The 20,398-nt window shown below is 58.8% G+C and carries 18 protein-coding genes and 1 pseudogene; 10 read left to right on the top strand and 9 right to left on the bottom strand.

What is annotated here, in order from left to right; all coding sequences use genetic code 11:
• Positions 1-58: 58 nt before the first annotated feature.
• From AB4P96_RS15245 to AB4P96_RS15230, 4 genes are all read left to right on the top strand, one after another.
• Positions 59-742 carry a hypothetical protein gene (locus AB4P96_RS15245; protein ID WP_017138129.1) on the top strand — a complete coding sequence of 228 codons (684 nt, stop codon included), beginning with the start codon at positions 59-61 and terminating at the stop codon, positions 740-742.
• Positions 743-804: 62 nt separating this feature from the next.
• On the top strand, positions 805-1,482 hold the full coding sequence (locus AB4P96_RS15240; RefSeq protein WP_017138128.1) for a C39 family peptidase: 678 nt from the start codon (positions 805-807) through the stop codon (positions 1,480-1,482).
• A 37-nt stretch (positions 1,483-1,519) separates the two neighbouring features.
• Complete coding sequence (locus AB4P96_RS15235) at positions 1,520-2,269, top strand: hypothetical protein (RefSeq protein WP_017138127.1); 750 nt, start codon at positions 1,520-1,522, stop codon at positions 2,267-2,269.
• 49 nt (positions 2,270-2,318) lie between these two features.
• A complete protein-coding gene (locus tag AB4P96_RS15230; RefSeq protein WP_017138126.1) occupies positions 2,319-3,617 on the top strand; it encodes a transporter in 1,299 nt (432 codons plus the stop codon).
• An 86-nt stretch (positions 3,618-3,703) separates the two neighbouring features.
• Here AB4P96_RS15230 and AB4P96_RS15225 read toward each other — a convergent pair whose 3' ends face one another.
• Positions 3,704-5,029 (bottom strand): sigma-54 dependent transcriptional regulator, encoded by a 1,326-nt coding sequence (locus tag AB4P96_RS15225; protein WP_017138125.1) that lies wholly within the window; start codon positions 5,027-5,029, stop codon positions 3,704-3,706.
• A 344-nt stretch (positions 5,030-5,373) separates the two neighbouring features.
• Between AB4P96_RS15225 and AB4P96_RS15220 the strand changes: the two genes are divergently transcribed.
• The gene (locus tag AB4P96_RS15220) at positions 5,374-5,634 is read left to right on the top strand and encodes a hypothetical protein (protein ID WP_395599729.1); all 261 of its coding nucleotides are present in this window, start codon (positions 5,374-5,376) and stop codon (positions 5,632-5,634) included.
• Between the two features lie 67 nt (positions 5,635-5,701).
• On the opposite strand, the gene AB4P96_RS15215 is transcribed toward AB4P96_RS15220, so the two are convergent.
• The 3 genes from AB4P96_RS15215 to gnd are packed head-to-tail and all read right to left on the bottom strand — an operon-like array spanning position 5,702 to position 9,026.
• Entirely contained in the window at positions 5,702-6,526 is an 825-nt protein-coding gene (locus tag AB4P96_RS15215) for an HAD family hydrolase (RefSeq protein ID WP_099549302.1), read from the bottom strand.
• Positions 6,523-8,046, bottom strand: a complete 1,524-nt coding sequence (gene zwf, locus AB4P96_RS15210) for a glucose-6-phosphate dehydrogenase (protein WP_017138122.1) — start codon at positions 8,044-8,046, stop codon at positions 6,523-6,525. Before zwf ends, AB4P96_RS15215 begins: the two co-directional genes overlap by 4 nt.
• On the bottom strand, positions 8,043-9,026 hold the full coding sequence (gene gnd / locus AB4P96_RS15205; protein ID WP_017138121.1) for a phosphogluconate dehydrogenase (NAD(+)-dependent, decarboxylating): 984 nt from the start codon (positions 9,024-9,026) through the stop codon (positions 8,043-8,045). Before gnd ends, zwf begins: the two co-directional genes overlap by 4 nt.
• Positions 9,027-9,311: 285 nt before the next feature.
• On the opposite strand from gnd, the gene AB4P96_RS15200 reads away from it, so the two are divergent.
• The 4 genes from AB4P96_RS15200 to AB4P96_RS15185 all read left to right on the top strand — a co-directional run bounded on the left by AB4P96_RS15200 (position 9,312) and on the right by AB4P96_RS15185 (position 14,089).
• Positions 9,312-9,473, top strand: a complete 162-nt coding sequence (locus AB4P96_RS15200) for a DUF6026 family protein (protein ID WP_017138120.1) — start codon at positions 9,312-9,314, stop codon at positions 9,471-9,473.
• A 152-nt stretch (positions 9,474-9,625) separates the two neighbouring features.
• A complete protein-coding gene (locus AB4P96_RS15195) occupies positions 9,626-11,368 on the top strand; it encodes a phosphoethanolamine transferase CptA (RefSeq protein WP_017138119.1) in 1,743 nt (580 codons plus the stop codon).
• 128 nt (positions 11,369-11,496) lie between these two features.
• Positions 11,497-13,734, top strand: a complete 2,238-nt coding sequence (locus AB4P96_RS15190) for a TonB-dependent siderophore receptor (RefSeq protein ID WP_017138118.1) — start codon at positions 11,497-11,499, stop codon at positions 13,732-13,734.
• Positions 13,735-13,876: 142 nt separating this feature from the next.
• On the top strand, positions 13,877-14,089 hold the full coding sequence (locus AB4P96_RS15185; protein ID WP_017138117.1) for a hypothetical protein: 213 nt from the start codon (positions 13,877-13,879) through the stop codon (positions 14,087-14,089).
• Positions 14,090-14,201: 112 nt separating this feature from the next.
• On the opposite strand, the gene AB4P96_RS15180 is transcribed toward AB4P96_RS15185, so the two are convergent.
• The 4 genes from AB4P96_RS15180 to AB4P96_RS15165 form a co-directional block, all read right to left on the bottom strand.
• Positions 14,202-14,693 (bottom strand): GNAT family N-acetyltransferase, encoded by a 492-nt coding sequence (locus AB4P96_RS15180; protein ID WP_017138116.1) that lies wholly within the window; start codon positions 14,691-14,693, stop codon positions 14,202-14,204.
• Positions 14,694-14,850: 157 nt separating this feature from the next.
• On the bottom strand, positions 14,851-15,957 hold the full coding sequence (zapE, locus tag AB4P96_RS15175) for a cell division protein ZapE (RefSeq protein ID WP_017138115.1): 1,107 nt from the start codon (positions 15,955-15,957) through the stop codon (positions 14,851-14,853).
• 15 nt (positions 15,958-15,972) lie between these two features.
• Positions 15,973-16,308: a nuclear transport factor 2 family protein gene (locus AB4P96_RS15170; protein WP_017138114.1), complete on the bottom strand. Its 336-nt coding sequence runs from the start codon at positions 16,306-16,308 to the stop codon at positions 15,973-15,975.
• A 51-nt stretch (positions 16,309-16,359) separates the two neighbouring features.
• Positions 16,360-17,076 carry a YafY family protein gene (locus AB4P96_RS15165; RefSeq protein ID WP_138449587.1) on the bottom strand — a complete coding sequence of 239 codons (717 nt, stop codon included), beginning with the start codon at positions 17,074-17,076 and terminating at the stop codon, positions 16,360-16,362.
• Between the two features lie 92 nt (positions 17,077-17,168).
• Between AB4P96_RS15165 and AB4P96_RS15160 the strand changes: the two are divergent.
• Positions 17,169-17,360: pseudogene (locus AB4P96_RS15160) on the top strand (aldo/keto reductase); the annotation flags it as partial.
• A gap of 375 nt (positions 17,361-17,735) precedes the next feature.
• On the opposite strand, the gene pepN reads toward AB4P96_RS15160, so the two are convergent.
• The gene (pepN, locus tag AB4P96_RS15155; RefSeq protein ID WP_395599728.1) at positions 17,736-20,393 is read right to left on the bottom strand and encodes an aminopeptidase N; all 2,658 of its coding nucleotides are present in this window, start codon (positions 20,391-20,393) and stop codon (positions 17,736-17,738) included.
• Positions 20,394-20,398 lie beyond the last annotated feature (5 nt).

Here is a 20,398-nt window from a genome sequence, read left to right as displayed (position 1 = left end):
GTCCATAGCTAGACCGTACCAACACTTAACCAACTAATTAGAAGCAAGGAGATACACCATGAAAACTTCAATGGCTCTTAAACCACTGGCTTTTGCTCTCGCTGCGCTCATGGCTGTTGCTGCTCAAGCGGGCGGTTATCACGCGCCTACCACGGCTGCTGCGACCACACAGGACGGTCAGAGCAACCATGGCAACGTGGTACTTAATGACAAAACCAAAAACAACGCCTCGGCCAATGATTCCTACAACAACATCAGTGGCGTGGCCAACGGCAACGTGCTGAGCGGCGACAACAACCAAGGCAAAAACGACGTTGCCATCGTTTCCGGGGATGCGGATTTCGTATTCGCCGCCACCGGTACCGCTCAATCGAACACCGGTAACTTTGTGGCCAACAGCGGCACTAGAAACAACGCTTCCCTTAACGACAGTGGCAACCACGCTTCAGGCGTGATTCAGCTGAACGCCGCATCGGGCACCTCCAACCAAGGCAGCAACAGCGTTGCAATTGCCTCGGGTAATGGCGACAGCGGTGCTGCAGCCGTCACTGGCGTGCAGGATGTGTCGGGCAACCTGACCCTCAACCTGGCCAGCGGCCACGGCTGGGGCAGCACCAAACCGGTGGTCAACAACGCCAGCGTGAACAACTCGATGAACTACAGCTCTGGGGTGTCGAACTCCAACGTTCTGTCGGGCAGCAACAACCAAGGTCAGAACAACGTAGCAATCACTCGCTTCTGATTCAGATCGGGCCTTGGCAACAAGGCCCTTTTTATTTCCAGTGTCCAGCAGGTCATACGATCATGCGCCTCACAGCTGCCCTCCTCTTGTTCGCACTCACCGGCCCGACCTGGGCGGCGCAAATGGCCGTTGTCATGCCAAACGGCGCGGTGGTGTACAAGAAGGTCGAAAGCATCCGCGAGCGCAAATTCGCCAACCTGGTGGAACAAAAAACCGATTTCAGCTGCGGCGCCGCCGCGCTGGCAACCATCCTGCGCCAAGCCTATTGGATGGACGTGGATGAAGACCACGTGATCAAGGGCATGCTGGTCAATGCCGACCAGAACCTGGTGCGCACCCAAGGCTTCTCAATGCTCGACATGAAGCGCTACCTGGAAAGCATCCACATGCGCGCCAAGGGCTACCGGATTACGCCTGAGGTACTCGTCACCGTGAAAGTGCCGGTGGTGGTGTTGCTGGACATTCGTGGCTACAAGCACTTTGTCGTGCTGCAACGGGCCGACAAAGACTGGGTGTATATCGGCGACCCCGTGCTGGGCAACAAGCGCTATGCCAAGAACGATTTCGTCAAGGGCTGGAACGGCATCGTGTTCGCGGTGATCGGTGAGGGTTACGACAAGGCCAACGCCTTGCTCACACCCCGTGCGCCGCTGACGGCCAAGAACCAGTTCAACGAGTTCAGCCCGGTACGCGACAGTGAATTGATGGACTTCGGTTTTATCCAGAGCGACTTCTTCTAGAAGCGCAATAAGGAGCAGGACGCTCCAGGAGCAAACGATGAACACTCGACGCTGGCTGACGGTCATGTGCCTGGCAGCCGCAGCACCTGCCTATGCTTCTTCGGCATTTAAGCCGATCGAGCTCAAGGACGCGGAAATGGCCGAGTTGCGCGGGCGCTATGTGATGCCCGGGCGGATTATCAGCTTTGGCATTGTGATGAGCAGCACCTGGACCAATGCCGCCGGCGCGACCGTGACCGGCACCGCCGACATGCAAGTCAACGCTTCCACCGTCACCCCGCAATTCTACGTGCAAATCACCGGTAACGACGGCACCGGCGTGATCAAACAGCCTGACGGCAAGGGCACCGTCGTCGGCGGTGCCGGCCTCGGCACCGGCCAGGGTGTCACGCAAAGCGTGCGCGCAGCGGGCGATGGCAACACGGCCAACAACGGCGTGGATATCAACGTGACGAAAAACGGCCTGGCGCCCGCCAACTACGTGCAGTCGGGTCAGGCATTGATTGCCGGCCAGCCGATCACCGGAGGCACAGCCGCCGGCCAAGTGACGGTCACGGCTAAAAACGGTGGCCTGCAAATGGCGCTCCAGGCCAATAACAATCAGGGCAATGTGGTGCAGCAAATCGGTGCCGGTAATGTGCTGCAAGGCACGGTTATTCAGGGCAACAGCAACTTCGTGAACAATATGACCCACCTTAATGTGGTCATGGGCAACAACGGTTTGAACAACATCACGCAGAACCTGAACCTGGATCAACTCAAAGGCCTACGCCCCTCCGGTTATTGAACTACGCTGAGCCTCGACACTTACGCATTAGAAAGGGACGGCTTATTTCATGCATCGATCTTTATCGTTACGTGCCGTGATTTGTTTGAGTACGCTCCTACCCGCTTCGGTGCTGTACGCCGCGCCGGATGCCGATATCGAAACACTGAAGCAGGAACTGCTGGAGCTCAAGCAACGTTATGAAGTGCAGCAAAAAGCACTGGCCGTATTGGAGCAACGCGTAAGGCAAGTGGAAGATCAGCCCGCAACACCTACGCCCAAACGCCTGGCCAAGTCGCCTGCAGACTTCCAGAAAGGCGGTACGACAGTGGCCGGCGTCGGCGCGGGCGCAGCGTCCGGCGGTGCAGCCGGTAACAGCTCGTACGGGCAAAGCCTGAAGGACGATTCCGCCCCGGCACAAAGTGTGAGCAACTTGTACAACGAGGCCAGCGGCTTTTTTGGCAATGGCAAGTTCAGCTTTGAAACCGGACTCACCTATGCCCGCTACGACGCGCGCCAATTGTCACTCAACGGCTTTCTGGCGTTGGACTCGATCTTCCTGGGCAATATCAACCTGGACCGGATCAAGTCGGACAGCTGGACCCTGGACCTCACCGGCCGCTACAACCTGGACAACCGTTGGCAGTTCGACCTGAACGTACCGGTGGTGTATCGCGAAGCGACCTACCAGTCCGGTGGCGCCGGCGGCGATGCCAAGAATACGTCGGAAGCCTCAGTCAGCCGCGACCCAACCATTGGTGATGTCAACTTCGGCATCGCCTATAAATTCCTCGATGAGAGCGCCAGCCTGCCGGATGCGGTGGTGTCGCTGCGGGTCAAGGCACCGACCGGCAAGGAACCCTATGGCATCAAGCTGATCGAGCAAGCCAGCAATAACAACCTCGCCGTGCCGGAAAGCCTGCCGACCGGCAACGGGGTGTGGTCGGTCACGCCAGGTATTTCGCTGGTCAAGACGTTCGACCCCGCCGTGCTGTTCGGCTCGCTCTCCTACACCCATAACTTCGAAGACTCGTTCAGCGATATCAGCCCCAATCTCAATCAGAAGATCCCTGGCAAAGTCAGCCTGGGTGACAGCTTCCAACTCGGTGTCGGGGTGGCCTTCGCGCTCAATGAGAAGATGAGCATGTCGTTCTCGGTGTCTGACCTGGTGCAACGTAAAAGCAAGGTCAAGCAGAGCGGCCAGGACTGGCAATCGGTGGTGTCCAGCGATGCCAACGCCGGGTATTTCAACGTGGGCATGACGATTGCGGCGTCGGATAACCTGACGATCGTACCGAACCTGTCGATTGGGATGACCGATGATGCGCCGGACTTTACGTTCAGCCTGAAATTCCCGTATTACTTTTAGCAGTAGTGGGACGCGGAGCGTCCCAGGCAGCAAGGAAAAGCCCCGCAACGATAAGGGTCGTTGCGGGGCTTTTCGGTTTACCCGCCCTAGCGGATCTGGTGTTTGTGCAGCAACCGGTAGAACGTCGGCCGGGACACGCCCAGCACGCGGGCCGCGATACTCATGTTATCGCTGTGCCGGTTGAGCACATCGCACAACGCCTGGCGTTCAGCGCGGTGCTTGTAATCTTCCAGTGTAGCCATCGGTGGCGCAATTGCCTGCTCGCACTGCAACCCCAGGTCACCGGCTTCGATCTGACGCCCTTCTGCCAATACCAGGCCACGGCGCACGCGGTTCGCCAATTCGCGCACGTTGCCCGGCCACGGGTGTTGGCCCAGGGCAACCAGAGCATCCTCACTGAAACTGCGCGGCCTGCGCCCGGTTTCCTGGCTGTAGAAACGTGAGAAATGGTTGGCCAGCATGGCCACATCGCCATGCCGCTCACGCAGCGGCGCGGTTATCACCTGCAGGACATTAAGCCGGTAATACAAGTCCTCGCGAAACGTGCCCTTCTCAACCGCCGCTTCCAGGTCCACGTGGGTCGCCGCCAGCACCCGCACATCCACCGGGATGGGCTGGCTGCCACCGACGCGCTCGATCTGCTTTTCCTGCAGGAAACGCAGCAAGTTGGCTTGCAGTTCCATTGGCAAGTCGCCGATCTCATCGAGAAACAAAGTGCCACCGTGGGCCGCTTCGATACGCCCGACCTTGCGCTGATGCGCGCCGGTGAACGCACCTTTTTCATGGCCAAACAGTTCGGACTGGATCAGGTGCTCGGGAATGGCACCGCAGTTGATCGCGACAAAGGGCTTGGCATGACGCTGGGATTGGCGATGCAGGGTCTTGGCCACCAGCTCTTTGCCGGTGCCGCTGTCGCCGCGAATCAGCACCGGCGACTCTGTAGGTGCCAGCTTGGCGAGTAATTTGCGCAGCTCACGAATGGGCCGGCTGTCGCCCAGCAGCTCGTGTTCCTGCGCGTCGATCAGTGTGTGGCCCTTGCCGCGCAAGCGGGCCATGCCGAATGCACGCCCTAGCGTGACCTGCACGCGTGCCACATCAAACGGCAAAGTGTGGAAGTCAAAAAACCATTCACAGACAAAATCACCGACATTTTGCAGGCGTAGTACATCCTGGCTGAGCACCGCGATCCATTCGGTGCCGCTGCGGCTGATCAATTCCTTGACGGCCTCCGGGCGCTCCAGGTGATAGGGCTGCAGGCGCAACAGCCCCACATCGCACGACCTGTCGCCTACGGCGCCGAGCGTGCAGCTGTCCACTTCCCACCCCGCACTGTGCAAACCAGGCAATAGCTGGTGGCAGTCGTCGCACGGGTCGACTACAAGCAAGCGTCGTTGGACAGGTGTAACAACCATGACTATTCCTTGGCGCCAAAATTGTTAAAGTTATTTATAAACAACGGTTTGTGCGGCCTGGCGCTAACACTAGCAAGTTATTGACGCAGCCTTTGTATTATTTCGCTATAAGTCTGGGCACAAAGCCATCTCGGCGTCGCTGGGGCCAAAAAATCAGGCGCGACCGCCACACTCAATGCGCTTTCAAAACAGCCGCTTACATGACGCCAATCACGAAAAGTTGAAATTTCTTGATCTAAGATGTGACCCGTACCCTGCCATCGTGCATCAGTACAAGTAACTCACCGTCTGGCTCGCCCAACCGACGGTACTTAAATGACTGGGCATTTAGAGAGAAGACCCACATGAACGCCCCGCTCCGCATCAACGAAGCTCTTTTGATCGCAGACCGTGCCTTCCAGCCCTTTCAGTGCGTGGCCTGGCACGATGGCAACGGCGCCCTCAGCCTGAGCGTCATCGACTGTACCAATACCCGCATCGGCAGCAAACAGCTGTCTTCGAGTACTTATACCGATCCGACTCAACTTGAGGATTTGTTGTTGCAGGCGCGTGCCGAACTCGACAAAGATGGCCATCAGTTGTTGTCGTGGACCATGCCCAAGTAAGACGCGGCAGTAACTTCCGATCATTGTATAACAATGATCGGAAGTTGAGCATCACAACGTAAGCGGCTTATCGCGGTACGAGAATAAAGCGCTCGATCGCTTCAGCTGCGCCGTCCTCGACATTGCTGCCGGTCACAACACTGGCTTGGCGCTTGACCGTTTCTTCCGCCTGCCCCATCGCAATCGACAAACCCGCCACTGCAAACATCGCCGGGTCATTGCCGCCGTCGCCGATAGCTGCCGTTTGTTCCATGCGCACACCAAGGTGCGCGGCCAAGGTTTTCAAGGCCTCGCCCTTGTTGGCGAGCATGGCCGTGACATCCAGGTACACCGGCTGCGAGCGTGATACCTGCGCCAGGCCCTGCACCTTGGGCTGCAACTGCGCTTCCAGCTCCACCAATAACTGCGTGTTGTTGCTGGCAGCAACGATCTTGTCGACCCGGTCCAGGTACGGCTCAAAACTCTCCACCACCACCGGCCCGTAGCCCAAGCCATCGGCTTCACGCTGCATCATCGGCCCAGGCGGATCACGGCGCAGCCAATCGCCGTCAGCGAACACCCAGACTTCCACATCCGGTTCGGCCGAAAACAGCGCCAGTGTCACCAACGCCGCCTCTGCCGGCAGATGATGGGCAACCAGGATGCTGCCATCCGGGTTGATCAACGTGCCGCCATTAAAACCCGCGACCGGCACATCAATACCGAACGTTTCGATAAGGTGCAGCATGGCCTTGGGCGGCCGCCCACTGGCCAGGCTGAAAAATACCCCCGCGTCACGCAACGCGCGGACAGTATCGGCAGTGCGCTGGCTAAGGCTATGGTCAGGATGCAACAAGGTCCCGTCTACATCACTGAGCACCAACTGGATGGGATGAATCGCTGCATCACTCATCCGAGGCTATGCCAGGTGCGACCATCGCGGGCCAGCAACTCGTCGGCGGCAGCGGGGCCGTCTTCTCCGGCCTTGTAAGCCTGAATCGCGTCATCCTGCTTCCAGGCATCCAGGAACGGCTGCACCGCACGCCAGCCATTTTCGATGTTGTCGGCGCGCTGGAACAAGGTCTGGTCGCCGGTCATGCAGTCGTAGATCAGGGTTTCATACCCGGTCGACGGCTGCATTTCGAAGAAGTCCTTGTAGTCGAAACCCAACTCGATATTGGCCATTTCCAGGGCCGGCCCGGGTTTTTTGGCCAACAGGTCGAACCACATACCTTCGTTTGGCTGGATCTGGATTTTAAGGTAGGTGGGCTTAAGCTCATCCACATCCGTGTCGCGGAACTGCGCATACGGCGCGTGCTTGAAGCAGATCACGATTTCGGTGTCACGGATGCTCATGCGCTTGCCAGTACGCAGGTAGAACGGCACGCCGACCCAACGCCAGTTGTCGATCATCACCTTGAGGGCGACAAACGTCTCAGTGCTGCTATCAGGCGCAACGTTGGCTTCTTCACGATAACCGGGCAACGACTTGCCGCCAATTTCGCCAGCGCTGTATTGGCCGCGTACCGAGTTGGCGCGCGCATCTTCCAACGACCACGGGCGGATCGCACCCACTACCTTGGCCTTTTCACCGCGCACCGCATCAGCGCCAAACGCCGCCGGCGGCTCCATGGCGACCATCGCCAGGAGCTGGAACAGGTGGTTGGGGACCATGTCGCGCAGGGTGCCGGTTTTCTCGAAGAAGTTACCCCGCGTTTCGACGCCGACGGTTTCCGCCGCAGTGATTTGCACGTGGTCGATGTAATGGTTGTTCCAGAACGCTTCGAACAGCACGTTGGAGAAACGGCTGATCAGGATGTTCTGCACCGTCTCCTTGCCCAGGTAATGGTCGATGCGATAGATCTGCTTCTCGCTCATCACCTTGAGCAGGCACGCGTTCAGCGCTTCGGCGGTGGCAAGGTCCGACCCGAAGGGTTTTTCGATCACCACACGACGGAAACCATCATCGGTCTCGTTGAGCAAGCCGGCACTGCCCAGGCGCTGCGCCACTTCACCGAAGAAGCGCGGTGCAGTCGCCAGGTAGAACACCGCGTTACCGGTGCCGCTGTCGGCGATCTTCTTGCCGATGTCGGCGTAGGTGCTGTCGTCGAGGAAATCGCCCTCGACGTAGCTGATGCCTTTGGCCAACTGCGCCCATAACGCGGGGTCCAGGGCGTTTTCGGCATTGCCCCGGACTTTGCTCGCGGCCTCGGTGCGAATGAAGTCTTCGAGTTTCTTGGCGAAGTCGGCATCACTGATAGCGTTGTGGTCAACGCCGACAATGCGCAGGCCGTCGCCCAGCAGCCCGTCACGACTCAGGTTGTACAGCGCCGGCATGAGCAGGCGCTTGACCAGGTCGCCATGGGCGCCAAACAGAAACAAGGTAGTGGGTGGAGCGGGTTCGGCCTTGGGTTTCTTGCCGTTAGCGGTCATTTTTTGGAAGTCTCCACATGGCCACCAAAGCCGAAGCGCATGGCAGACAGCATTTTGTCACCGTAGGTGCTCTGCTGACGGGAACGGAAGCGGGCGAACAACGAGGTGGACAGCACCGGTACCGGCACGGCTTGCTCCATGGCGGCTTCGATGGTCCAGCGGCCTTCGCCACTGTCGGCCACGGAACCGGAGTAGCCATCGAGTTTCGGGTCGGTGGCCAACGCGTCGGCGGTCAGGTCCAGCAACCAGGACGAGACCACGCTGCCACGGCGCCAGACTTCGGCGATATCGGCAACATTGAGGTCGAAGCGCTCGTGCTCCGGCAGGTTCTCCGAGTTTTTGGTCTTGAGGATGTCGAAGCCTTCAGCAAAGGCCTGCATCATCCCGTACTCGATGCCGTTGTGGATCATCTTCACGAAGTGCCCGGAACCGGCTGGGCCTGCATGGATGTAACCGTGTTCGGCACGGCTGTCGGCAGAGGCCGAACGGTCCTTGGTGCGCGGGATGCTGCCCAGGCCCGGTGCCAGGCTGGCGAAAATCGGGTCGAGGCGCTGCACGGTCTCGACGTCGCCGCCGATCATCATGCAGTAACCGCGCTCCAGGCCCCAGACGCCGCCGGAGGTGCCGACGTCAACGTAATGCAGGCCTTTTTCCGACAAGGCCTTGGCTCGGCGAATGTCATCTTTGTACATGGTGTTGCCGCCATCGATGATCACGTCACCGTCTTCGAGCAACTCACTGAGCGTATTAATGGTGTCTTCGGTGGGCGCGCCTGCCGGCAACATCACCCACACAGCGCGCGGCTTTTGCAGCCCGGCTACCAGGGCCTTCAGGTCGGCGACGCCGGTGGCGCCCTCCTCGCTCAAGCCTTTGACGAATGCTTCGTTACGGTCGTAAACAACGGTGGTATGCCCATTGAGCATCAGGCGCCGCGCAATGTTACCGCCCATGCGGCCTAGTCCGATAATCCCCAGTTGCATGTGCTGATGCTCCTAACTACTAAATAAATGTGTGACATAGTTTATAGCGCAATGAGGCTAATGAGGGTTAGTCCAGAGCGGATCGGTGTAGTTTCATGACAAAAAAACGCCATCGTTTCAGCATCACCGCTGAAAAAGTCACAGTGACCACCAAAAATAAAAAAGTTCCATTGCCCCGAAAAAGAATTCAGAATTGCTTTCGACTGTTGCCGAGAACCTCGATTGACGCGTTCCGGCACCGCGATCTACCGGCTATTTGCGAGGTAAGCAATGAGCACAGCACAGATGACCCGACCGCCACAGACCCTCTACGTGAGCGTGCGTCGCGATGAATTGCGCCAATTAAAAGAAGAACGCGATCAACTGCAGCAGGAGGTTCTGCGTCTGCGCGCACACCTTCAAGCACAGGTCAATCAGGCATCCGGCACCCAGCCTGCACTTTGCTGAACCTGAGCTGAACAAAGCCTTCAGAAATAACTCACGAAGTTTTCACATCCTCCTCCCGATACTCCCGCCGAATAGGGCCACGCACACGCGGCGGCCCACTGTCGCGCGCATTCCTGCGCAGCGACTGAGCAATTATCGGGTTGGAGTACTGGATGGCGATGTTCAAACGCAGCACCAAGTCTGCGAAAGGCTTTGATTGGGCCGGTCTTGGCTGGTTGTTCCTGTTTTTCTGGTATTTCTCGGGTATTACCCAACTCCTGATCCAACTGACCGGCACCTCCGGTTTCAGTGGTTTTCGCCAAGCCTTCTTCCTGAGCGCGTTCTGGCTCGCGCCGATGCTGCTGTTCCCAAAGCGCACGCGCTTGCTCGCGGGCTTGATCGGCGTGGTGCTGTGGGCGTGCTCGATGGCCAGCCTGGGTTATTTCTTCATTTACCAGCAGGAATTCTCGCAAAGCGTCATCTTCATCATGTTCGAGTCGAACATCTCTGAAGCCGGCGAATACGCGACCCAGTACTTCGCCTGGTGGATCGTGCTGGCATTCATCGCCCATACCGCAGTAGCCGTATTCCTGTGGACCCGCCTGCGCCCGGTTTACCTGCCGCGTGGCCAGGCGCTGCTGGCAGCCACCGCCATTGTGCTGGCCGTGATCGGTTACCCGCTGGTCAAGCAGATTGCAACCAACCCGACCATGGAATTGGCCATCGACGGTTTCGAAAGCCGCGTCGAACCGGCCGTGCCATGGCAGATGATCGTTGCCTACCGTCGCTACACCGAACAGCTCAACAGCATGCAGGGCATGCTCACCAGCGCCAGCAAGATCCCGCCCTTGAAGAACCTCAAGGACACCATGGCCGACCAGCCGTCGACCCTGGTGCTGGTAATCGGCGAATCCACCAACCGTCAGCGCATGAGCCTCTATGGCTACCCGCGCAACACCACGCCGGAACTGGACAAGCTGCGCGACCAATTGGCGGTGTTCGACAACGTCATTACTCCGCGGCCCTACACCATCGAAGCACTGCAGCAGGTGCTGACGTTTGCCGACGAAGAGAACCCGGACCTGTACCTGAAGACGCCCTCGATCGTCAGCGTGATGAAACAGGCCGGCTACAAGACCTACTGGATCACCAACCAGCAGACCATGACCAAGCGCAACACCATGCTCACCACCTTTTCCGAGCAGGCTGACGAGCAGGTGTACCTCAACAACAACCGCAACCAGAACGCCCGCCAATACGACGGCGACGTGCTGGCACCGTTCGCCAAGGCCCTGGCCGACCCCGCCGAGCGCAAGTTCATCGTGGTGCACCTGCTGGGCACTCACATGAGCTACCAGTACCGTTACCCGCCAACCTTCGACAAGTTCACCGATCGCCAGGGCGTACCGGCCGGCATCAGCGATGATCAGTTGCCGACCTACAACAGCTACGACAATGCGGTGCTGTACAACGATTTCGTGGTGTCGAGCCTGATCAAGGATTACGCCAAGACCGACCCGAACGGCTTTCTGCTGTACCTCTCGGACCACGGCGAAGATGTGTTCGACTCGGCCGGCCACAGTACCCTGGGCCGTAACGAAGGCAAACCGACGGCGCCGATGTACACCATCCCGTTTATGGCCTACGCCTCGCCGAAATGGCGCGAAACCCATGACTGGAGCTTTGCCAGCGATTTGCAGCGGCCTTACAGCAGCTCGCAGTTGATCCACACCTGGGCCGACCTGGCCGGGCTGAGCTTCGATGAATGGGACCGCAGCAAGAGCCTGGTGAACGACAGCTTCAAGCCACGCCCGTTGCTGATTGGTGACCCTTACATCGGCCAGAAAAAGGGTTTGATTGATTTCAGTCTGATCAAACCGAAGAAGTCAGACGCCTCCGAAGTGGTTGCTAAATAGCGTGAGCCTTGTAACAGAAAGATAACAATCATTCTCGTTTAAGCCTAAAGTTCCGCGCGCCCTTTCGTCTTTGAGCCAAGGCCTTCTCTTACTGAGAAGGCCGCAAAGACGACAAGGAGTCTGCCGCGATGTTCGCGCCCTTTACCCGTTCCATGACCCTCACCCTTGGCCTGTTCAGCGTCGCGCTGAGCCCGGACCTGCTGGCTGAAACCGACCCCGAGCCTGCCCCGCCACGCGCCCTTGAGCTGGGTGCCACCAGCATCACCGCCGAAGGCCTGGGCGCGACCACCGAACACACCGGGGCCTACACCACCGGTTCGATGAACACCGCCACCAAGCTGAACCTGTCGATCAAGGAAACCCCGCAATCGGTTTCGGTGATCACCCGTCAGCAGATGGATGACTTCAACCTCAATACCCTGACTGACGTGCTGCGCCAGACCACAGGCATAACGGTGCAACACCTGGACTCGGATCGGGTCGGCTACTCTTCCCGCGGCTACTCGATCAGCAACTACCAGGTCGACGGCATGCTCAGCACCTACGGGCGCATGAAGCCGGATGCCGACACCATCATCTACGACCGCATCGAGGTGGTGCGCGGTGCCACCGGACTGACTACCGGCGCGGGTGACCCCTCGGCCACGGTCAACATGATCCGCAAGCGCCCGACCGCAGACTGGCAAGCCAGGGCCGGCGTCAGCGGCGCCAGCCATGACAACTACTACAGCTACGTTGATGTGGGCGGCCCCCTGGCGTTTGATGGGCGACTGCGTGGACGCACGGTACTGGCCTATCGCGACAGCCAGTCCTATCGCGACAATTACGCCATGCAACGGGAGGTCGGCTACGGCATCCTCGAAGGCGACCTGACCGACGACACGGTGGTCGCCGTAGGCTTGGACTATCAGAACAAACATGTGCAAGGCACCTCTTGGGGCACCCTGCCCTACTGGAACAGCGATGGCAGCAAGGCGCGACTGTCACGCTCGGCCAACATGGCTGCCGACTGGAGTTCCTGGCCACTCAAAGACAAGACCACCTTCGCCTCTATCGACCATAAACTGTCCGCTGACTGGCGACTCAAGGCGGCCTACACCCATCGCCAGAGTGATACTGATGGCAAGGTGTACTACGGCGGCGCCGGCTACCCCAACCCGGATGGCAGCGGCATGAACGCCTGGACCAACCAGATGGTCGGTACATCGAAAATGGACGTGGTGGACTTCAACCTTGCCGGGGCCTATTCATTGTTTGGCCGTGAACATGAGCTGATGGCAGGGTATGGCGAATCCGAGCAGCGAGACTCATCGCCGTTTCAGCGCTACAGCACACCCGAAGGTTATGAAAACATTCAGGACTGGCGGCACATGGGCGGTATCCCCAAGTTCCCCGACCGCACCACCGGCCTCAAAGGCGAACACAGCAGCAAAAAACAGAAAGCCGGTTACCTGGCAACGCGCCTGAGCCTCACCGACCAACTGCACGCTGTACTCGGCGGCCGCTATGGCAGTTGGGAAATCGAAAGCGTCTCGCCGCAGTACAACGACAATAACCAACTGACTCAATCGAGCAAAACTCGCCAGACCCACAACGATATGTGGACGCCGTATGCGGGGCTGCTCTACGACATCACCCCCGAGTACACCGTGTATGCCAGCTACACCGATATCTTCAACCCTCAGGATGAGCGCGATTCCAGCAAGAAGTACCTGGAGCCGGTGGTGGGCAGCAACTACGAAGTCGGGCTCAAGGGCAGCCTGCTCAATGAGCGCCTGAACCTGGCCACCGCGTACTTTTGGAGCACCCAGGATAACGTCGCCGAACTCGATAACAGCGCACCGCCGGATCCGGTCACGCGCGAGCAGTTCTACAAGTCGGGCGGCAAAGGCAACAAGGTCCAGGGCTTTGAGGTGGAAGCATCGGGCGAGGTCCTGCCAGACTGGAACCTGACAGCAGGCTACACCTACACCCACTCGGTCAATGGTGATAAACAGCGCAACAACACCGACCAGCCACTCAACCTGTTGAAACTATCGACGGCCTATCGCCTGCCGGGCCAATGGCGCGGGTTGACCGTAGGTGGCGCGGTTAACTGGCAGAGCGATTTCTACAAATTTGCCCCACGCCCTACCGGTGGCCGGGACAGTGACGGCCGGCTGATCACCGAAAGCACCAAGATCACCCAGCAGGCCTACACCGTGGTCAACCTGATGTCGCGCTATCAATTCGACGAACACGTTTCGGCGTCAGTTAACGTCAACAATCTATTTGATAAAAAATATTACGAACGCGTCGGTTTTTATAATGGCGTGTATTGGGGAGACCCACGCTCCATCACACTGGCACTGGATTGGCGGCTATAAACTGCATCCCCGAAGTTAACAAAAACGTTAACTTCGGGGCCGTTCCATGTTAATTCCCACTTAATAAGACAGCCCCATAGTCGCTCCATGAATCGGATCACGGAGCGATCGAACACCACTCACTCTTAATGGGAATACTGCCATGAAACTTTCGACCTTAATGCTTGCCGGCCTGATGAGCCTGACCTCCGTAGCCGCCTTCGCAGAGGGCGGTTCAGAGCGCTCGAAGGAGTTTTACAACAACTTCGCCTTCACCCAGCAGCAAATTCACGGCACCACGGACAAAACAGCACTGGCCGACGGCAAGTCTGTAAAGCCCGAACAAAACAGCGCTGAACAACAGCCTAACAGCTGATTTAATCTTTAGTTAATCTGCATGCCCCTATGCCAATCCGCTCCTTTGGCAAAGGTTAATTTGGCGCCATTTAATGGCGCCTTTTTTATGTTGCCTATATTAAGCGCAGTGATTAAAGCGGTTTGCTCCAGAAAAGCATACGGCCGTGGGCGGGGTCAAATATCGAATCATCAAAACCAAACTTGCGATAGGCCGCTTGCGCCACGTCATTGCCTTCGAGCACTTCCAGGGTGATCTTGCAGCAACCGCGCTGGCGGGCAATTTCCTCGACCTTGAGCAGCATTTTCTGGCTAAGCCCCAGGCCACGAAACTGATTCATCACCACCACATCGTGCACGTTGATCAGCGGGCGGCAGGCAAACGTCGAAAAACCTTCAAAGCAATTGATCAGACCCGCCGGCTCCCCGCCGACAAACGCCAGTACGCTGAACGCGTGGGGGCGCTTGGCCAGTTCGGCTGGCAGTTGCTGCAACAGATCGGCCGGCAAGGTGTGACCGCCACCCATCGGGTCTTCAGCGTAATGGTTAAGCACCAGGCCAATGGCTTCGGCATGCACGGGGTTGGTGTAGCTGGCTTGCAGCACCAGGATGTCTGGGGTGTCCATTTCCTTCCTCAATCACGACAACAAGGGAATCGGTTCCCTTTGAGGAGACAATTGTAAGCGGGGAGCCCGTCGCAGATGAAGGAGATTAGCTACAAATACCTGACGGAAATGACGAAGGTTGCGCCCACCAACAAGCACCACTGGCCTGGGATTTGTCCTAGGCGCCGAACCGCTGCAGTTGCATCTCTTGCAAACGACTCAAGGTGCGCCGGAACGCAAACTCCAGATAACCCTCGGTGTAAAGACTTGCCAACGGCACCTGGGCCTCGATAAACAGTGGCACCTTGCGGTCGTAGCACTCATCCACCAGCGCGATGAAGCGCCGCACACTGTCATCGTGTACCGACAATTCAGGCAACTCACGGTCACCGGCCATTACTCGCTGAACACCATCTTCGGTGCCACGGGCAATCCGTCCCGGACGTTTTTGTGCGCTCAGGTTGGGCACTTCACCCAGCAGGATCGCCTTGTAGCGATCGCACAGCAGCATAAAGTCCATCGCTGCCAAGGGTTGCTCGCACAAATCGGCGTACCGGCACCAGAGCACCGTGTCGCTGGACTGCACCGCCACTATCGAACGGTACCCGACGCTGACCACGCCGCTGCCGGTCACCCGGCCTTCGCTTAACTGTTTGAACAGTGTCGCGAGCGCTTGTGGCTGATTGACCCAATAGCGCTGCAGCCCCACACCTGGATGCAAACGGTGATCTTCACCACCGTCCACTGCCACCACGTGCATATGTTGCTTGAGCGCCTCAATACCCGGCAAGAATCGCTCGCGGTTGAAGCCGCCTGCGTACAGCTCGTCCGGTGGTTGGTTGGAGGTGCAGACCATGACCACGCCCTCCTCGAACATCACCTGGAACAGCCGGCCGAGAATGATCGCATCACCGATGTCGCTGACGAACAGTTCGTCGAAACACAACACGCGCACGTCCTGGCTGAGTTCGCGCGCCAAAGCCTGCAAGGGGTCATGGATGCCACTGAGCTGGAAAGATCGCTTATGCACCCAGCCCATGAAGTGATGAAAATGCTGGCGCCGCGCAGGTACACGCAAGCTGTGATAGAACTGATCCATCAGCCAGGTCTTGCCCCGGCCCACTGGCCCCCACAGGTAAACCCCGGGAATCGGCAAGCGGCCGTGGTGCAAGGCCTCAAAGCAGGTTTGCAGGGCTTGCACCGCCCGGCACTGGGCGTCGTCGGGCACGAAGCCTTGCTGGGCGATGGCGTATTGGTAGGCGGCAAGCGGCGAGTCGAAAGTCATGCGTGCCAGTATGACTTACAGCGAGATATCCAGCCGTGAAATCTTGCCCTGTTCGTTCAGGCGGAAGGTATAACGCAGCTCCAAAGGGCTACCGGGGAAATTGCCGGAGACCCTGTTGCTGACCAATACCTTGCCGGTGCGATGCTGCACGTTGATCACTTCAACACGAGGCTGATAGCGACGCCCGGTGTCTTCAACCCAGCGGGCAATGGCTGTCGGACCAACTTGATGATCGCCTTCATCGAATACGTTGGCATCATCGGCAAAGCACTGGGCAATGGCTGAGGTGTCGCCGGTATTGGTCGCGGTTATGTAGGCTGCAATGGCGGGGGCTAACGCTGGAAAAGACATGGCACAGCTCCTTTTTAGTGATTTATGGCGCCATGCTAAGCCAGCCCTGTGTCAGTTTTTGTCAGGAGTGAACGATCCTGAATCATTGTGTTCCATCAACTTGCGCCAGCCGCGCAGCAGGTCGCTGCGCCGGCCAGGGTAACGCTCACCTCGGGCGTCAGCTGCGGCCACCCGGTCGGTGCGAAACGTACGGTAAGCGCCACGCAACTCGCACCAGGCCACGATCACACGGACCTCATTGAGAAACCCCAATGCCAACGGCCAGATCAACCGCTGGCTCTGGGTTTGGCTGGCGTCTGCGTAATCGATATGCAGCTTGGCCTGGTTGCGAATCGCCTCACGAAACACATTCAGCGGTACGCGATTTTCCGGGTAGCCAAACCCCGGCGGCCCCGGCAGCAGCGTGGGGTTACGCAAGGCTTCCTGCGCAACCGGGTCGAGCACATCGGCAATTTTTGCCAAGGCATTAGCCGCCGCACGACTGAGCACGTCGTCGCCGCGCTGGTCCACATAGCGTAACCCCAGCACGATGGCTTCAGTTTCCTCGGCGTTGAGCATCAATGGCGGCAAAAACAGCCCGCTGCGCAACACATAACCCACCCCCGCCTCACCAAAAATCGGCGCGCCGAGTGCCGTCAGCTCAGCGATATCGCGGTACAGCGTGCGCTCGGAGACTTCCAACTGCGCAGCCAGTACGGCCGCGGTCACCGGGCGCTTCTTGCCCCGCAGGGCCTGCAACAAGGTGAGTAAACGAGTGGTACGCGACACTTGGACCCCGCCGAAAAAGGAAAAAGTGCCGCAGCTTAGCAGAGCGTCCTGTCAGAAAATGTCAGCAGCAAAAAAGACCCTTGACCGAATAAATTACAAAACTCGGCAACAACCGCAAGAACATGGTGCGGGCGGTCGAAGAAAGCCTCAAACGCTTGAACACCGATCACATCGACCTGCTCTGGGCGCACATGAGCGACAACGTCACGCCGATGGAAGAGATACTGCGCAGCTTCGATGACTTGGTGCGCGCCGGCAAGATCCACTATGCCGGCCTGTCGAACGAGCAAGTGGCCCGCCTGGACACTGCCGGCGCAATTCCATTGGGCGTTCCCCACGGGATTATCTCGGAGCGCTTCGCGCTCGACCACGGCGCAGACACACCGCGCCCACCGGTTATTTGAGACGAAAAAAAACGGCCTGTTCAGGCTAATGCCAGCCAGTTAAGCGCTAGAACTGACAACCAGTAACCTGTGGCGAGGGAGCTTGCTCCCGCTGGGCCGGGCTGGCGCTCCAGCGCGAAGCGGCCCCTGCTCTTTGCTTTAAAAGCATGGGACTGCTACGCCGTCCAACGGGAGCAAGCTCCCTCGCCACAATTACCGGCTATGTCTTAATTGACTGGCATTAGCCCGTTCAGGCCGTTTTTTTATGCGCGCGGTTTACGCAAGGCTCTTGCTGACCACCTCGAATACATCGCTCGACAGCTCGCCGGAGGCACGAATGCGCTCAAGCTCCGCCTTCATCAGCGCTTGACGGGCGCTGTCGTATTTACGCCAGCGGGTCAACGGCGCCAACTGGCGCGAAGCAATCTGTGGGTTGAAGCCATTGAGCTGGATCACCAGGTCCGCCAGGAAGCGATAACCCGAGCCGTCTGCAGCATGGAAGTTGATCAGGTTCTGCCCGGCAAATGCACCCACCAGTGCGCGCACCTTGTTCGGGTTCTTGATGTTGAACGCCGAGTGCTCCATCAACGCCTTGACCCGCGCCAAACCACCCGGCAACGTGCTGCCCGCCTGCACGCTGAACCACTGGTCCATCACCAACGGGTTGTCCTTGAAGTTCTCGGCAAACACGGCCAACGCCTGGGCTTTTTCCGCCTCAAACGGCGAGTTCACCAGCACCGCCAATGCCGTGAGACGCTCGGTCATGTTATCGCTGGTGTCGAACTGGTCCAGCGTTGCGGCCAACACTTCAGGCTTGCCGCTGAGCATCAGGTACGACAGCGCGATGTTCTGCAAGGCGCGCCGCGCGAAGTGCTCGGCCGCCGCCACATAAGGCGTCTGCTTGGACAGCTCGCGATTGGCCTGGTAACGCAGCCACAGCGCTTCGAACAGGTTGTCAGCCAGTTGCTTGCGGGCGTACTCACGGGCGGCGTGGATGGCCTCCACATCCGCCACTTCGCTGATTTCCGTGAGGTAGGCCTCGCTTGGCAGCGAGAGCATTTCGGCGACCATGGCCTGGTCCAGGCTTTCATCGCTGAGCACCGTGCGCAGTGCGTCGATCAAACGCTGGTCCAACTTCAAGGCCTGGCCTTGCTGATGCTGGGCGATCAGCTCCTGCAACACCTGCACCGACAATTGCTGGCCGGCATCCCAGCGGTTGAAGCCATCGCTGTCGTGCTGCATCAGGAACATCAGTTGGTCGCGGTTGTACGGGAAGCTCAGTTTCACCGGCGCCGAGAAGCCGCGCAGCAGCGAAGGCAACGGCTTTTCTGCGATGTCGACGAAGGTGAAGGTCTGCTCCGCTTGCGTCACCGAAATCACCCGCGACGTGCCGCCAGCCGCCGCTTCACCCGCCAGGCGCAAGGCGATAGCGGCGCCCTGCCCGTCCAGCAGGCCCAATTCCACCGGAATCACGAACGGCAGTTTCTCAACCTTGTCCGGCGTTTGCGGGCAGCTCTGGCGGAACGTCAGGCTGTAGGTTTTGGCTGCGGCATCAAACGACTCGCTTACCGCCAGACGCGGCGTACCGGCCTGGCTGTACCAGCGCTTGAACTGGCTGAGGTCGGCGCCGTTGGCGTCTTCCATGGCCTTGATGAAGTCGTCGCAGGTCACGGCCTGGCCGTCATGGCGTTCGAAGTACAGGTCGCTGCCTTTACGGAAGCCTTCAGCGCCGAGCAAGGTGTGGATCATGCCGACCACTTCCGAGCCCTTTTCGTATACGGTCAGGGTGTAGAAGTTGGAGATCTCGATAAAGCTGTCCGGGCGTACCGCGTGGGCCATCGGGCCGGCGTCTTCAGCGAACTGATGGGTGCGCAGGTACGCCACATCCTGGATGCGCTTGACCGTGGCCGAGTTCATGTCGGCGGAGAAGCCCGAGTCACGGAACACGGTGAAGCCTTCCTTGAGCGACAGCTGGAACCAGTCACGGCAGGTCACACGGTTGCCCGACCAGTTGTGGAAGTATTCGTGGGCAACAATCGCCTCGACGCGCTGGTGAGCGGCGTCGGTGGCGGTTTCGGCGCGGGCCAGCACGGCGCTGGAGTTGAAAATATTGAGGCCCTTGTTCTCCATGGCGCCCATGTTGAAGTCATTCACGGCCACGATCATGAAGATGTCGAGGTCGTACTCGCGACCGTAGGTTTCTTCGTCCCAGCGCATGGATTTTTTCAGGCTGGTCATGGCGTGCTGGCACTTGTCGATGTTTTCCGGCTCGACATAGATGCGCAGCGCCACTTCACGATTGGTCATGGTGGTGAAAGTGTCTTCAACGCACCACAAGTCACCGGCCACCAATGCAAACAGGTAGGCAGGTTTCTTGAACGGGTCTTCCCAGGTCGCCCAATGACGGCCGTCTTCGCCGGGGCCACTGGCAATCGGATTGCCGTTGGAGAGCAGCACCGGGTAGCTGTGTTGTTCGGCGATCACCGTGGTGGTGAAGGTGCTCATCACGTCCGGGCGGTCGAGGTAGTAAGTGATCTTGCGGAAACCTTCGGCCTCGCACTGGGTGCAGAACATGCCGCTGGATTTGTACAGGCCTTCCAGGGCAGTGTTGGTTTCCGGGTGGATACGCACGCTGGTGTCGACCGTGAAGGTTTCGCAGGTCGGGTGCAGGGTCAGGTGGCTGTCGGTCAACTGGTAGTCGGCCTCGGTCAGTTCCTTGTCACCCAGGTTGACGGTCAACAGCTCCAACTGCTGGCCATCGAGCACCAGCGGCGGCAAGCCGGTGCCGCGCTCGGGGTTGCGGCGCATCACCAGCTGCGCATGGACCAGGCTATGGTCCTCGAACAACTCGAAGGTCAGGTGCGTTTCTTCGATCAGGTAATCCGGCGCCTGATAGTCCTTCAGGTAAATCATCTTCGGTTGTTCGGTGCGCATGGATA

This window comes from Pseudomonas sp. B19125, from assembly GCF_044218855.1.
GTDB lineage: Bacteria > Pseudomonadota > Gammaproteobacteria > Pseudomonadales > Pseudomonadaceae > Aquipseudomonas > Aquipseudomonas edaphica.
Note: the sequence above shows the minus strand (reverse complement) of the source record. Positions and strands in the feature narration are given on the sequence as shown.

Coding starts and splice junctions, on each gene's coding strand:
- pepN (WP_395599728.1), bottom strand. CDS start 20,393: ATGCGCACCGAACAACCGAAGATGATTTACCTGAAGGACTATCAGGCG.
- AB4P96_RS15225 (WP_017138125.1), bottom strand. CDS start 5,029: ATGGTTGTTACACCTGTCCAACGACGCTTGCTTGTAGTCGACCCGTGC.
- AB4P96_RS15170 (WP_017138114.1), bottom strand. CDS start 16,308: ATGTCTTTTCCAGCGTTAGCCCCCGCCATTGCAGCCTACATAACCGCG.
- zapE (WP_017138115.1), bottom strand. CDS start 15,957: ATGACTTTCGACTCGCCGCTTGCCGCCTACCAATACGCCATCGCCCAG.
- zwf (WP_017138122.1), bottom strand. CDS start 8,046: ATGACCGCTAACGGCAAGAAACCCAAGGCCGAACCCGCTCCACCCACT.
- AB4P96_RS15240 (WP_017138128.1), top strand. CDS start 805: ATGCGCCTCACAGCTGCCCTCCTCTTGTTCGCACTCACCGGCCCGACC.
- AB4P96_RS15200 (WP_017138120.1), top strand. CDS start 9,312: ATGACCCGACCGCCACAGACCCTCTACGTGAGCGTGCGTCGCGATGAA.
- gnd (WP_017138121.1), bottom strand. CDS start 9,026: ATGCAACTGGGGATTATCGGACTAGGCCGCATGGGCGGTAACATTGCG.
- AB4P96_RS15235 (WP_017138127.1), top strand. CDS start 1,520: ATGAACACTCGACGCTGGCTGACGGTCATGTGCCTGGCAGCCGCAGCA.
- AB4P96_RS15215 (WP_099549302.1), bottom strand. CDS start 6,526: ATGAGTGATGCAGCGATTCATCCCATCCAGTTGGTGCTCAGTGATGTA.
- AB4P96_RS15180 (WP_017138116.1), bottom strand. CDS start 14,693: ATGGACACCCCAGACATCCTGGTGCTGCAAGCCAGCTACACCAACCCC.
- AB4P96_RS15185 (WP_017138117.1), top strand. CDS start 13,877: ATGAAACTTTCGACCTTAATGCTTGCCGGCCTGATGAGCCTGACCTCC.
- AB4P96_RS15190 (WP_017138118.1), top strand. CDS start 11,497: ATGTTCGCGCCCTTTACCCGTTCCATGACCCTCACCCTTGGCCTGTTC.
- AB4P96_RS15230 (WP_017138126.1), top strand. CDS start 2,319: ATGCATCGATCTTTATCGTTACGTGCCGTGATTTGTTTGAGTACGCTC.
- AB4P96_RS15220 (WP_395599729.1), top strand. CDS start 5,374: ATGAACGCCCCGCTCCGCATCAACGAAGCTCTTTTGATCGCAGACCGT.
- AB4P96_RS15245 (WP_017138129.1), top strand. CDS start 59: ATGAAAACTTCAATGGCTCTTAAACCACTGGCTTTTGCTCTCGCTGCG.
- AB4P96_RS15195 (WP_017138119.1), top strand. CDS start 9,626: ATGGCGATGTTCAAACGCAGCACCAAGTCTGCGAAAGGCTTTGATTGG.